11 protein-coding genes are annotated in these 14,027 nt (G+C 54.4%); 3 read left to right on the forward strand and 8 right to left on the reverse strand.

From position 1 onward, the window contains the following. Positions 1-3: 3 nt before the first annotated feature. A complete protein-coding gene (locus tag KO503_RS07470; RefSeq protein ID WP_215990901.1) occupies positions 4-2,211 on the forward strand; it encodes a 3-hydroxyacyl-CoA dehydrogenase NAD-binding domain-containing protein in 2,208 nt (735 codons plus the stop codon). A gap of 90 nt (positions 2,212-2,301) precedes the next feature. On the opposite strand, the gene KO503_RS07475 is transcribed toward KO503_RS07470, so the two are convergent. After that, positions 2,302-3,003 carry a Hint domain-containing protein gene (locus KO503_RS07475; protein WP_215990902.1) on the reverse strand — a complete coding sequence of 234 codons (702 nt, stop codon included), beginning with the start codon at positions 3,001-3,003 and terminating at the stop codon, positions 2,302-2,304. Between the two features lie 316 nt (positions 3,004-3,319). Beyond that, positions 3,320-3,985: a sulfotransferase family 2 domain-containing protein gene (locus KO503_RS07480; RefSeq protein WP_215990903.1), complete on the reverse strand. Its 666-nt coding sequence runs from the start codon at positions 3,983-3,985 to the stop codon at positions 3,320-3,322. A 125-nt stretch (positions 3,986-4,110) separates the two neighbouring features. On the opposite strand from KO503_RS07480, the gene KO503_RS07485 reads away from it, so the two are divergent. Then, positions 4,111-5,145 carry a hypothetical protein gene (locus KO503_RS07485; RefSeq protein WP_252730973.1) on the forward strand — a complete coding sequence of 345 codons (1,035 nt, stop codon included), beginning with the start codon at positions 4,111-4,113 and terminating at the stop codon, positions 5,143-5,145. Between the two features lie 87 nt (positions 5,146-5,232). On the opposite strand, the gene KO503_RS07490 is transcribed toward KO503_RS07485, so the two are convergent. From KO503_RS07490 to cdd, 6 genes are all read right to left on the reverse strand, one after another. Beyond that, positions 5,233-6,813 carry an SPOR domain-containing protein gene (locus tag KO503_RS07490; protein ID WP_215990904.1) on the reverse strand — a complete coding sequence of 527 codons (1,581 nt, stop codon included), beginning with the start codon at positions 6,811-6,813 and terminating at the stop codon, positions 5,233-5,235. 70 nt (positions 6,814-6,883) lie between these two features. Then, complete coding sequence (gene upp, locus KO503_RS07495) at positions 6,884-7,516, reverse strand: uracil phosphoribosyltransferase (protein WP_215990905.1); 633 nt, start codon at positions 7,514-7,516, stop codon at positions 6,884-6,886. Further along, positions 7,509-8,501 carry an adenosine deaminase gene (locus KO503_RS07500; protein WP_215990906.1) on the reverse strand — a complete coding sequence of 331 codons (993 nt, stop codon included), beginning with the start codon at positions 8,499-8,501 and terminating at the stop codon, positions 7,509-7,511. Before KO503_RS07500 ends, upp begins: the two co-directional genes overlap by 8 nt. Beyond that, positions 8,498-9,709, reverse strand: coding sequence for a phosphopentomutase (locus tag KO503_RS07505; RefSeq protein ID WP_215990907.1), 1,212 nt, complete (start codon positions 9,707-9,709; stop codon positions 8,498-8,500). The genes KO503_RS07500 and KO503_RS07505 overlap by 4 nt, the downstream gene beginning before the upstream one ends. Continuing rightward, a complete protein-coding gene (locus tag KO503_RS07510; protein WP_215990975.1) occupies positions 9,706-11,016 on the reverse strand; it encodes a thymidine phosphorylase in 1,311 nt (436 codons plus the stop codon). Before KO503_RS07510 ends, KO503_RS07505 begins: the two co-directional genes overlap by 4 nt. Before the next feature lie 5 nt (positions 11,017-11,021). After that, entirely contained in the window at positions 11,022-11,411 is a 390-nt protein-coding gene (cdd, locus tag KO503_RS07515) for a cytidine deaminase (RefSeq protein WP_215990908.1), read from the reverse strand. 268 nt (positions 11,412-11,679) lie between these two features. On the opposite strand from cdd, the gene KO503_RS07520 reads away from it, so the two are divergent. Further along, positions 11,680-13,962: an NADP-dependent malic enzyme gene (locus KO503_RS07520; protein ID WP_215990909.1), complete on the forward strand. Its 2,283-nt coding sequence runs from the start codon at positions 11,680-11,682 to the stop codon at positions 13,960-13,962. The last annotated feature ends 65 nt before the right edge of the window (positions 13,963-14,027 follow it).

Below are 14,027 nucleotides of genomic sequence, written 5' to 3' on the forward strand. Positions count from 1 at the left end.
CAGATGACAGATTTTACATATGAGATCGATACAGACGGCGTTGCCGTTATCACATGGAACGTCAAAGCCAAAAGCATGAATGTGCTGTCCCTCGAAGGCCTTGCAGATTTGGACGCCCATATCGATGCAGCCCTCGCAGACGATAACGTCAAAGGCGTGGTCATTACTTCGGGCAAAGACACTTTCGCGGGCGGAATGGATTTGAACATCATCGCCGCGATGAAAAACAGCGCAGGCGATAATCCTGCCAAAGGCCTGTTCGAGGGCACGATGGCGATGCACGCGATATTGCGTAAAATCGAACGCGCGGGCATGGAACCCAAGACCAACAAAGGCGGCAAACCGATTGCTGCGGCTTTGACGGGCACGGCACTTGGCATCGGCTTGGAATTACCGCTGGCCTGCCACCGCATCTTTGCAGCAGACAATCCAAAAGCCAAAATCGGCCTGCCAGAAATCAAAGTCGGCATTTTCCCCGGCGCAGGCGGCACAACGCGAATTTCGCGCAAACTGGGCGCCATGGCAGCCTCACCGATCTTGTTGCAGGGCCAAATGATGGACCCGAAAAAGGCCAAGGCCAGCGGTGTCATTGATGAGGTCGTGCCCACGGATGAGTTGTTGTCTGCAGCCAAGGCTTGGGTGTTGTCCGCCAAGGATGCTGACATTTTAAAACCATGGGATGCCAAGGGCTGGAAAATGCCCGGCGGCGCGCCTTATCACCCTGCTGGTTTCATGACCTTTGTTGGGGCATCAGCCATGGTCAACGGCCAAACGCAGGGCGTCTATCCTGCGGCCAAAGCGATGTTATCGGCCATCTATGAAGGCGCAATGGTGCCCTTTGACACAGCGCTTAAGATCGAGGCGCGCTGGTTCACCAATGTATTGATGAACCCATCGTCAGGCGCGATGATCCGGTCACTGTTTATCAACAAAGAAGCACTAGAAAAAGGCGCAAACCGGCCTGATGTTACAGACCAATCTGTCAAACGCGTTGGCATCATCGGCGCTGGCATGATGGGCGCTGGCATCGCCTACGTCTCTGCCAAGGCGGGGATCGATGTTGTCTTGATCGACGCCACACAAGACAGCGCAGATAAGGGAAAATCTTATTCTGAAGGCATTTTAGACAAAGGCATCGCCCGCAAAAAAGAGACGCCTGACAGCAAAGCAGACGTGCTTGCACGCATCAACGCCACGACCGACTATGACGCGCTCAAAGGCTGCGATTTGATCGTCGAAGCGGTGTTCGAAGACCCATCAGTCAAAGCAGACGTGACCGCGAAAGTTGAGGCTGCGGTGGGCAAAGATTGCATTTTCGCCACCAATACCTCGACCCTGCCGATCACCGAATTGGCCAAGGCCTCCACGCGCCCTGAACAGTTCATTGGTATCCATTTCTTCAGCCCCGTGGACAAAATGTTGCTGGTCGAAATCATCAAGGGCCAAAAGACCGGCGACGTCGCTGTGGCCAAAGCGCTTGATTTTGTAAGACAAATTCGCAAAACGCCGATTGTCGTGAATGATGCGCGGTTCTTTTACGCCAATCGCTGTATTATCCCCTACATCAACGAAGGTGTGCGCATGGCCGCGGAAGGTGTGGAATTGCCATTGATCGAAAATGCAGCCAAGCTCTTGGGCATGCCGCTTGGGCCCTTGCAATTGATTGATGAGACCTCCGTGGATTTAGGCGTAAAAATCGCCAAAGCCACCAAAGCGGCAATGGGCGATGATTACCCTGACGCAGCAGTGGACGAGGTTGTGTTCTGGATGGCCGATCAAGCCCGTCTGGGTCGCAAAGCGAAGGCAGGGTTTTACGACTATGACGCGCGTGGCAAACGTGGTGCGCTTTGGTCAGGCTTCACCGACGAGTTCCCAACGGCAGAAAGTCAGCCCGAATTGGACGAGGTGCAACACCGCTTGATCATGGCACAGGTGCTTGAGGCTGTGCGTGCCTTGGAAGCAGGCGTGTTGACGGATATTCGCGAAGGTGATGTCGGCGCGATTTTGGGCTGGGGCTTTATGCCGTGGTCTGGTGGTCCGTTCAGTTGGCTGGACATTATCGGCGCGGCCCAAGCCGTGGATATGTGCGACAAACTGACGGCCACGCATGGCGCGCGGTTTGAAACACCGGCTTTGCTGCGTGATATGGCAAACGCAAATGAGACGTTCTACGCGCGGTTCGGTACAGGGATCGACAGCAAGGCAGCCTAGACCCTCCGCCTGTTTCTCACAAACGCGTCTCGAATTTTTAAAGAGTTCGAGGCGCGTCCTTATTGGAACTATACGTAAATTATAACACGGTTATACGGCGTGGATGGCCGTTGGAAGACGGGTATCATTCATCCACGCAGCGTCTTGATTGGCATCTGTGCGCATTGCAGTCACAAAATCTGTAGCTTGCGCCATAGACAGAACGTCATACCCAAGGGCCGCGCTCTCGTTGGCCAAATCTGCGACAAGATCGCCCTCGGCAGGCAGACAGTGGAACAAAGCCCCCACATTGGCAAAAACAATTTGTTCGCTGTCAAAATGGATCGAAATAACGTCAATGGCACCGCGTGGTTTGATACGCTCGATGCCTTTGTAGCCAATCAAAGCGCAGGCTGGCACAAGCGTGAAAGGGTCGCCAAACATCGCTTCGCCCAAATCACTTTCAATCATGACAGCCTGCTCGGGCATCAATGTCATCTCATCGTGATTGCCAAGCGCACCCTTTGGAATATGCAACGGCCAGTCTTGCAATGCCTGTCCCAGCTGATGGTCCGTGATCACTGTACGATCGATGCGTGTGATTTTTTGCACCCCATCATCAAAGGTCAAAACCAAATCACCAAGCCGCAAGCTTTCAACGTTGCGCCACCCAAGGTTTGTCGCAAGTTTGGTGCCCGCACAAAATCCGTTGGCCTGAACATTTGAGCCAGACAGAGAGCCGTCCCAAGTGCTTGAACGGCCAAAGATATCTGCAGTGCGATCTTTGGCAAATAATTGACCCAATTTCATCATCTCGTCGTTCCCTTAATTCATGTCCCGTCTGCTCAATGCCAGACGCTTCATCAATGTTGTCTCTATTGAAGCTGCTCAAAGGGTGACAGAAGGGCGAGAATGGGACGCAATTGGGACATAGTCCCCAAAATGAATAAAATATTAACAAATCACCGCGATTGTTTTCGAATTGGGTAAGGTTTTCTTAAGAAAGTAGCTCCACAAGACAAGGACCATACCAACACCGCCAAAGAAACTGGCAGCCAAAGCGCGATTCTGTTTGCTTTTTTCATGATGAAAGCGCCTTAGACTCACATATGACAACGCAATCGCGCCCTTAATCGCGCAGACCCGTTTGGGTGAAGGCATAGCCAAACCGTGCGATGTCTGTGGCACAAAGATTGGCCACGACATCCTGATCTGCCTCCGTATAATACCCTCTAAAATCCCGCCTCCGCGGTGACGCGTTTTGACGCGCAATCGGGCTAAGACAAAATCCAAGGTGATCCCATAAAGGTGCTAGATCCTGATCAAGGCTTTCAAGGCGCATGTAATGCCCCCCGCGTTCCGCGCCTAGACTGTCGGTCAAATAATGCGCATAGGGAGCCGCCAAGGATTTAAGCGTGGCAGGATCATTCAAAAAGGTCGTGAAATCGGCAGCCTTGGCCAAATGCACCGCAGGATGATCCCAGTTTTGCAATTGCAGCCAGTGATAATAGCTGACGATCCGGTCCCAAGGATTGCGCACCAGCGTGAAGATGAAATAATCCTCCAACGCGCTTTGCGGCACAACGCTTTCAATATCCGCCAACCGCGCATGTTTGTGCAAACCGCGATCAGACTTTAAGGCCAGCATCCGTTTACGTCGCTTCACAGCTTTGGGCGTATCGCCAAACAACAGATCATCGGCCATAGCGCGCCCCTCCAACGCCAAACTCAGCGCCGTCCCACCGGTTTTGGGAATATGAACGAAAATGTATTTGCGGCCGTGCGAAATGATCATGCGGCCAAACTAGCGCGGTCAGAGACCTTCGAAAACCGCCAAATCGCCATTTGCAGCGCCAAATCATACGACCGTAGATTGTTATGGCCCATGATCCACGTTAGATTGTCGCAAAGAAACAATAAATGAGCAGCCCGCGCATGACCGCGCTATCTGAATATGATCGCTTAGAGGCCACAGCGCTTTGGCGTCCTGAAGGGGAAACCCAACGGGTGGAAGTGGTCGTGTCTTTGGGCAATGCGACGTTGATCATCAGCGATCTCAACGACAAAACCCTATCGCATTGGTCCCTACCCGCCATTGAACGCGTGAACAACGCGACCGAAAGCCTTGCCATTTTCGCCCCTGCCCCAGACACACAAGAGCGGTTAGAGACCGAAGACGAGGTCATGATCGCTGCGATTTCACGCATTCAACAGGCGGTTGCGCGCGGGTCATCACATCACGGGCGTTTGCGCGGCGTTTTATTTGGCGCAGTCTGCCTTGGAGCTTTGAGCCTCGGGGTCTTTTGGTTGCCAAGTGCCTTGGTGCGCCAAGCGGTCACCATTGTTCCCGGTGTCACCCGCACGCAGATTGGCGAAGCCTTACTCACACGTATCGAGCGACTGTCTGGGCAACCTTGCGACACGGTGCATGGCGCACGGGCGTTGCAGGCGCTCAAATCACGGCTGGTGACCAATGGCGCGGGCGACATCGTGGTTTTGCGCAGCGGCGTGCAAAGCGCAAAACATTTACCCGGTGGGATCATTTTATTGGGCCGCAGCGTGATCGAAGACCATGAAGATCCCGATGTCGTGGCAGGGTTTGTTTTGGCCGAACAGCAACGCGCGGCTGATGTTGACCCGCTTGAACATCTGCTGCGCAGCGCAGGCCTGATGACCTCATTACGCCTTTTGACCAGCGGTGAAATTCCAGACGAAGCTCTGGATGCCTACGCCGAAGAGCTGATGCGCCAAGACCCTGCCCCTATAGACACCGAGCGTTTGATAGATCGCTTTGCCGCAGCAGAAGTCCGCACTGGGCCTTATGCCTATGCGCAAGACATCACTGGCGTTAGCACACTGCCATTGATCGAAGCCGACACGGTGCGAGTGCAATCTGCACGCCCCGTGCTGAGCGATGACAACTGGGTCGCACTTCAAAACATCTGTGGCGGCTAGAGACACCGTCTTTCCAGCCCTAAAACAACAAAAGCCCCTGTGAAAACAGAGGCTTTTATCATGCGCTGCGTCGCCAATGCGACGATGTTATTTACGTGCAAAAGCGTCGCTATATCCTACGGAACGCGCTTGCCCCAAGGCTTGCAAGGTTTGCTCTGGGCTGGCGAAAGGTCCGGCAAGCACCATTTTGAGTTGCTTGCCATTGCGGTTTAAGATTTGCGATGACACGGGCATCCCCATCGCGGACAAACGCGCAATGGATTTAGCAGCGTTCGACGGCACACCAAATGTACCAACTTGCACATACCGCAGACCTGAGGCGACGGCCTGACGCGCAACGGGCGTGCTGACGGGCGCGACAGATTTGGTTGAAACACGCACGTCTTGATAAGACGATGTCACTTTGGCGGATGGCTGATAAACAACTGTACGCTGCACTGTTTTTGGTCCGGTTCCAAACAGTTGCTGCCAGAACGTAAGTGGTGGGGCGCCTGTTTCAACTGGATAGGCGGGCACGGTGTTGGTCCAAACCTGAGCTTGCTGCAAATCACCTGCCAAAGTCCGAGGTCCACGATTAGGGTTCAAGCGCCCATCATCAAAGGCGCGGTGGTAACCTGTGGGCGTCTTCACGGCAACTGGCGCAGTGTAGACCACCCCAAGCTCACGCCCTCTGCGCGACACTTCGGACAAGGCCACATTCGCTTGGGCAACGCGTTGAGCGTTGCGTTGAATGTAGGCCGATGGGTGTACAGCTTGTGGCCCACACCGGACCGCCAACTTTGACGAGGTACGCATATATTGCGCGGCGTTCCCGCTTAATCCGTTGCAATGAGATGTAAAATTAGACGTAACCGGTGTTGCGGCTGCGGTCACATATTGTGGCGCGGGCGCTTTGGGAGCCGCTTGAATTGGCAAAGGCAGAACTGCAGTTGGGGCAACTGGGGCGGGCTGTAGCGCATGGATCGCAACACGTACCAAAGTGGGCTCTGTCGTGGTCAAAGTGCCGCCATCCGCTTTGCGCACTGTGATTCCAGCCGGCAAGCGTTTCAAAATATAGTCGGGGGATTGCGTCGATGTTGCAGTACAACGCAGCGCTTGGCCTGCTGCATTTGTTCCGCAAGTTTGCCCGACGATTTCAGCATCTGCAAGCGTTGCACGTTTGACTGGAGCTGTTTTGACAGGGGCCGCTTTCACTGGGGTCGGCTTGCGCGCAACACTGACAGTAGCGGCAGCCGGCGCAGCAGTTGTGGCTTGAGGCGCCAACCGAACCGGAGCAGCCGCAGGGAACAGCGTTTTCGCAGATGAGGTCGCGATTTTTGCAGGAAGCGTTGTCGTGCTGGCCACAGTCGCCAAAGGTGCTTTCACACCCGCTGGCAACACCGGATCAGGGATCACCGGCAGACTGTCTTGCGCATTGGCCAATGACGGTTTGAACCCACAAAGAACCTTACGATCACGCGACACGCGCGGCACCCAAGTGACATGACCGCTATGGCCAGAGCGCACATAAGCACAACCATCGCTGTCAACATACTGACTCGCCTTATAGCTGGCAGGCGGAAACTCTGCGGGCTCGTCTGCATTTTGCAATGATGTGCGTGCATTCAGCCCCGTCACACCGAGTGTCGCGGCCAATACAGCAAAAGAAATAAGTCTGATCGTCTTCATTATGTGCCCCCACACAAGATATAGTGTGCAGACTAACGCAGATCAGGATTCTTGCCTAGAGCCAAATCGCTTATTTAGTGCCAAACATACGGTCCCCCGCATCCCCTAGTCCAGGAATGATATATCCCTTGTCATTTAGGCTTTCGTCGACAGAGGCCGTCACGATGGGCACATCAGGATGCGCCGCCTTCATCGTCTCAACGCCTTCAGGGGATGCCAAAAGACATAAGAAGCGAATATTGGTCGCGCCCGCTTTTTTCAACAGATCGATCGCTGCAACAGATGAATTGCCTGTCGCCAGCATTGGATCGACTGCAATCACCAAGCGATCTTCCAATGATTCCGGTACCTTGAAGTAATATTGAACAGGCTCCAAGGTGTCTTCGTCACGGTACAATCCAACAAAACCAACACGCGCAGACGGGATCAATTCAAGCACCCCGTCCAGCAAACCATTGCCCGCGCGCAAGATCGAAATCAACGCCAGCTTTTTGCCCGCCAGAACCGGTGCATCCATGGGCTGCATGGGCGTATCGATCCGCTTGGTTGTCATGTCCAATTCTCGCGTGACCTCATAGGCCAAAAGTTGCGAAATCTCGCGCAGCAGTTGGCGGAATTCTGCCGTTGACGTCGCCTTATCGCGCATCAAGGTCAGTTTGTGTTGCACCAAAGGATGAGTAACGACGGTAAGGTGTTCAAGCATCATTTTGCTCCAAAGTTTTTTGTAAGGCTGCGCGGGTGTCTTTATCGCAAAAGGCCGCATCGAGGGCTGTCTGATTGAGGTCCGCGAAATCGGCGTCTCCCCATCCGAAGACCTCAGACAGATCCCCAAATTCTTTGCGCATCGTAGTATGGAAAAAGGGCGGATCGTCGGTGGACACCGTAACCTTAACACCACGCGCACGTAGTTTTTCTATCGGGTGATCGTTCAAAGACGCATAGACGCCCAGCGCCACATTTGAGCCAGGGCAGACCTCTAACACCACGTCTTTTTCCAAAATCTCGTCGATCAGCGCGCCGTCTTCAATGGCCCGCACACCATGCCCGATGCGCGTCACACCCAAGTCGCGGATCGCGTCACGCACGCTTTCAGGACCGCCCCACTCGCCCGCGTGCGACGTCAGTTGAAGCCCCGCTTCTTTTGCCATATCAAAGGCATAGGCATAGTCGCGCTGTGCGCCAAAGGCCTCGTCACCGCCCATGCCGAAGCCTGTGACAAAGCTGCCAGCCGTTTCCGCCGCGCAGATCGCGGTCTTTTTCGCTTGCTCAGGCCCGAAATGGCGCACGCAGGTGGGAATACCCTTGAGGATGATCCCAGCCTCGGCTTGCATTTCATCTGCGGCTTGTTCAATCGCGGCCAGATAGTCTTTCCACGCGAACAGATCACCACCACCACAAAAATCAGGCGCCAAGAAGGTTTCAGCGTAGATCACTTGATTGGCGACACATTCTTCCAATACGGCGCGGGTGAGCCGGTAAAAATCTTGCGGGCCTTGCAACACAGTTGTTGCAGCCTCATAGACTTTGAGAAAATCCCAGAAATCTTTGTATTTATAGGCGCCGTCTGCGTCGAAAATGCCACCAATATCGAGCTTTTTCTCTTTGGCCAAACCGCGGATAAACGCAGGGGGCGCGGCCCCTTCAAGATGCAAATGCAACTCAAGCTTTTTAAGATCCTGTACCGTCATAGAAAACTCCTTCCGGGCCCTTGCGCGGGGATACCAAGATGGTCAGCAATCGAGGCTGCGACATCGACAAAATTCACATTTCCGATGGGCTTGAGGCCAAGACCTAAACCCAGCACAGGTACGCATTCACGGGTGTGATCTGTGCCGATCCATGTGGGATCATTGCCGTGATCTGCTGTGAATATGATCAAATCGCCGTCTTTAATCCGCAGCAGTAGCCGCGCGATTTGTGCATCGAACCATTCCAGATGACGCGCATAGCCAGACACATCGCGGCGATGGCCATATTTGCTATCAAACTCGACAAAATTGGCAAAGACAAACGCGCCATCAGGGGCCTCATTCATCACGTCGTACAAATGATCAAACAAAACGTCATCTGTGCCTTTGCGCAAATCATTGATACCACGCATGGAAAAAATGTCGCCAATTTTGCCAATAGCATAAGTCTTGCGGCCCGCATCATGCGCCCAATCCAGCAAAGTGGGACTGGGCGGCGCAATCGCATAGTCGTGGCGATTTTGCGTGCGTATGAACCCTTCCGTGGCAGACCCCACAAAAGGCCGCGCGATCACCCGTCCGATTTTCATCTCATGCAACATTGGCGCAAGGTCTTGGCAAAGCTGCAACAAGCGCTCAAGCCCGAAATGCTCTTCATGGGCGGCAATCTGCATGACACTGTCAGCCGAAGTATAGATAATCGGCCAACCCGTTTCGATATGCTGCGCGCCGAACTGTTCCAACACATCTGTGCCCGACGCATGACAATTGGCCAAAGTCCCGCCAGCCCCACAGAATTGTGCCGTCGCATCCATCACCTCATCAGGAAAAGCCGGTGCGGCATCAGGGAAAAAATGCCAGTCCCACGGAACAGGCACGCCCGCCAACTCCCAATGCCCCGATGGCGTATCCTTGCCACGAGACACTTCGGTGGCGACACCGTATAGCCCCTCGGGTTTGGCACTCAAACCGGGAGAAGGGTCGGTGCTGGCGTGGGCCATCGCAGCCCCAAGGCCGATCATATCCAAATGCGGAATATTTAACGGACCAGAACGGCCTATTTCAGCACGTCCCTCGGCACAGGCCTGCGCGATATGCGCCAGCGTGTTGGCGCCCGTGTCTGGAACATCGCCGTTAAAAAACGTATCGGCATCCGGCGCACCGCCGACACCAACTGAATCCATCACAATTAAAAACGCACGCGTCATACAGACACCTTTTCTAAAATCAGCTTTTGCGGATCGGGCGCGCTATCGCCGATAGAAATGGCATTCAGCAAAGTCGCCTCAGCCGCATCCGCATCATCCAAATTACGCGCATGAATGGTCGCAATCAACACATCGCGCCCAACCGGATCGTCCAATTCGCACATATTTGTCAGGCCAACAGCTGGATCAATCCGCTCTGTACCGTTTATGCGCCCTCCGCCCAAATGAACCACAGCCATGCCCAGCGCATGCCCGTCCATCGCGCTGACAAACCCCGCATGAGGCGCCATAACATCGCGCACCACAGGGGCTGAAGGCAGACGGTCGCGCCAGTGATCCACAAAATCCGCAGGCCCGCCCAGCGCGGTGACCATCTGACCAAACCGCTCGGCGGCGGCCCCATCGGTTAAGGTGTCCCGAACAGCCCAGCTTGCGGCATCGAGATCTTCGGACAGGCCACTTAGCACCATCAGCTCCCCGCCTAAAGCGCACGTTAAGTCGCATAAATCATTGTCAACTTCGCCAGATGTCAGCGCCTTCATCACATCCATGATCTCAAGCGCATTGCCCAAAGACGGGCAACAGGGCTGGTTCATATTGGTGATCAAGGCCGAGGTTTTACACCCTGCCCCGTTCGCCGTTGTCACAAGACTTTGCGCCAAGGCCCGTGCGTCTTCGACTGTTGTCATGAACGCGCCGGAACCGCATTTGACATCCAACACCAGCGCCTCAAGCCCTGCTGCCAGTTTTTTGGATAATATCGATGCGGTGATCAAATCAATGCTTTCCACCGTACCCGACACATCGCGAATGCCGTACAATCGCTTATCCGCAGGCGCGATCGACCCAGTGGCTGAAACAATAGCACAGCCCACCTTGGTGACCACATCACGAAACCTGTCTTCAGATACTTCGGTTTTCAGGCCAGGGATGGCTTCCAATTTATCAAGTGTGCCCCCTGTGTGGCCAAGACCGCGCCCCGAAACCATAGGCACGTAAGCCCCCAAAGCGGCCAAAGCGGGCGCCAGCAACAAAGACACGCAATCGCCGATGCCGCCAGTGGAATGTTTGTCGATGGTCGGCGCGGGATAATCCCAATGCATAACGTCACCGCTGTCACGCATCGCCAAGGTCAAGGCCACGCGTTCAGGATCAGACATGCCATTGAGCAATGCGGCCATAGCAAAGGCACCGGCTTGGGCGTCGGTCACGACACCAGATGCCAAACCCGCAGCGAACCAATTCAATTCGGAATCAAAAAGCCCCTGCTTGTCGCGCAGTTTTGCAATAATATCGCGTGCGTCCATCGCCATCAGGTTGCCAACTGATCTTTCGAAAAGGCCCCCGGCAACAGCGCGCCAACGGTCATCTGCGCCTCGACGCCGTTAAGATTGGCCATTGTGACCACTACATCGTCCTCGGCAAATTCTCTCAGCTTCTGGCGGCACCCGCCGCAGGGTTGCACTGGGACCGGCGCATCGGCAATAACGGCAACCTCTGCGATCCGCGTATGCCCCGCCGCTATCATTGCGGCGATTGCACCAGCCTCAGCACAGGTCCCTTCAGGATAGGCCGCGTTTTCAACATTCACGCCGACGAAAATCTCGCCCGACGTGCTGCGCAGAGCAACCCCGACTTTAAAGTTGGAATAAGGTGCATAGGCTTTTTCGCGAATGTCGCGGGCGGCAGCTAATAAGGACATGAGGCCCCCTCATAAATTTGACTATTTGGTCCAGAGTGCGCTGCAAGATATCAGGATGCAAGAGTCTTGACGCAAATCCACGGCTCGATCCAACCAAATGACGCGCAGTCGCATAAAAACGGTTATCGTTTGCGCTAACATAGCCTAATTTTTTGTTGAGGGGCTTGAACGAAGGCCTATCACAGGCGTAGAGGCATACTCAATGGCGTCAGCTGTGGCGCGACCAAGAAAAATAGTTTAGCACTAAACTAAAGCTTTGGAGGCACAAATGGTGGACGACTCACGCAAAGAAGCGCTGCGCAAGGCAGCCCTTGATTATCACGAATTCCCGAAGCCTGGAAAATTGGAAATTCGCGCCACCAAACCACTGGCCAACGGACGCGATCTGTCTTTGGCCTATAGCCCTGGTGTGGCCGAAGCCTGCCTAGAGATCAAAGCCGACCCAAGCACATCAAGCCGCTATACCTCGCGCGGCAACCTTGTGGCTGTTATCTCAAACGGGTCTGCTGTTTTGGGTTTAGGCAATATTGGTGCCGCCGCGTCTAAACCAGTGATGGAAGGCAAAGCGGTTCTGTTCAAAAAATTCGCCAACATCGATTGTTTCGACATCGAAGTGAATGAGAGCGACCCAGAAAAACTGGCCGATATCGTCTGTTCACTTGAGCCAACATTTGGCGCAATCAATCTGGAAGACATCAAAGCGCCTGATTGCTTTATCGTCGAACAATTGTGCCGCGAACGGATGAACATCCCTGTGTTCCATGACGATCAACACGGCACAGCCATTGTTGTGGGCGCTGCTGCGACCAATGCTTTGTTGGTGCAAAAAAAGAAATTCGAAGACATCAAAGTGGTGTCAACCGGCGGCGGTGCTGCAGGGATTGCCTGCTTGAACATGCTGCTGAAACTGGGCGTAAAACGTGAAAACGTGTGGCTGTGTGACATCGCAGGTCTTGTCTATGAGGGTCGCACCGAAGAGATGACACCTCAGAAAGCGGCCTATGCGCAAAAAAGCGACCTACGCACGTTGGATGATGTGGTAGAAGGCGCCGACTTGTTCCTTGGCCTGTCTGGTCCCGGCGTTTTGAAGCCAGAGATGGTTTCAAAAATGGCCAAAGCGCCGATCATTTTCGCGTTGGCCAACCCGAACCCCGAAATCGATCCTGCCGATTTGGCCAAAGTAGCCCCAGACGCGATCATCGCCACAGGGCGTTCTGATTACCCGAACCAAGTCAACAACGTGCTGTGTTTCCCGTTCATTTTCCGCGGTGCATTGGATGTCGGCGCATCCGAGATCAACGACGAAATGAAAATCGCTTGCATCGAAGGCATCGCTGCCCTTGCTCGCGCGACTACCTCCGCCGAAGCCGCAGCAGCCTACAGCGGCGAGCGCATGACCTTTGGCCCAGACTATTTGATTCCCAAACCTTTTGATCCACGTCTGATGGGGGTTGTCGCCACCGCCGTGGCGCGCGCCGCAATGGAAAGTGGTGTCGCCACACGGCCCGTTGACGACATCGAAGCCTACAAGGCTTCACTGGATCAATCCGTGTTCAAATCCGCCATGATCATGCGCCCTGTGTTTGCCGCAGCGTCACAAGTCGAGCGCCGTATTGCCTTTGCCGAGGGCGAGAACGAAAGCGTGCTACGGGCCGCAAACGCGATGATTGAAGAAACCACTGACAAGCCGATCTTGATTGGTCGCCCCGATGTGATCGCGATGCGCGCCGAACGTGCAGGCCTGAAAATCCGCCCGGGGGTCGATTTTGAAATCGTGAACCCTGAAAGCGATAGCCGCTACAGACAATATTGGCAGGCCTATCACGGCTTGATGCAGCGCAAAGGTGTGACGCCAGACTTGGCAAAAGCCATCGTGCGCACCAACACCACAGCCATCGGCGCGATCATGGTGCAACAAGACCATGCGGACAGCTTGATCTGCGGGACTTTTGGTCAGTATTTGTGGCACCTCAACTATTTGACCCAAATTCTTGGCACTGAAAAATTGCATCCTGTCGGTGCGTTGTCATTGATGATTTTGGAAGATGGGCCATTGTTTATCGCGGACACCCATGTGCACCCTGAACCCACGCCACAACAAATCGCTGAAACTGTCATCGCGACAGCACGCCATATTCGCCGCTTTAGAACCGAACCGCAGATCGCGCTGTGTTCGCATTCTCAATTCGGGAATTTGGATTGCGACACAGGCCGCCGCATGCGGGCAGCGCTTGAGATTTTGGATTCAGAGCCCCGCGATTTCGCCTATGAGGGTGAGATGCACACAGACTCGGCTTTGGACCCAGAATTACGCAATCGCATTTTCCCCGCATCACGTCTGACAGGGCCAGCCAATGCTTTGGTCTTTGCAAATGCAGATGCGGCGTCCGGCGTACGTAACATATTGAAAACAAAAGGCGGCGGACTGGAAGTCGGCCCGATCCTGATGGGCTTGGGCAATCGTGCCCATGTGGTCACACCATCAATCACGGCCCGTGGATTGTTGAACATGTCGGCCATCGCTGGCACACCTGTTTCGGAATACGGTTAAACACAAAACGCCTTCCCGTGGGATATGATCCCGATGGGCCCGATGGGGAGGCGCCTCTTTTGAGG

Source organism: Pacificibacter marinus (assembly GCF_018860505.1).
GTDB lineage: Bacteria > Pseudomonadota > Alphaproteobacteria > Rhodobacterales > Rhodobacteraceae > Celeribacter > Celeribacter marinus_B.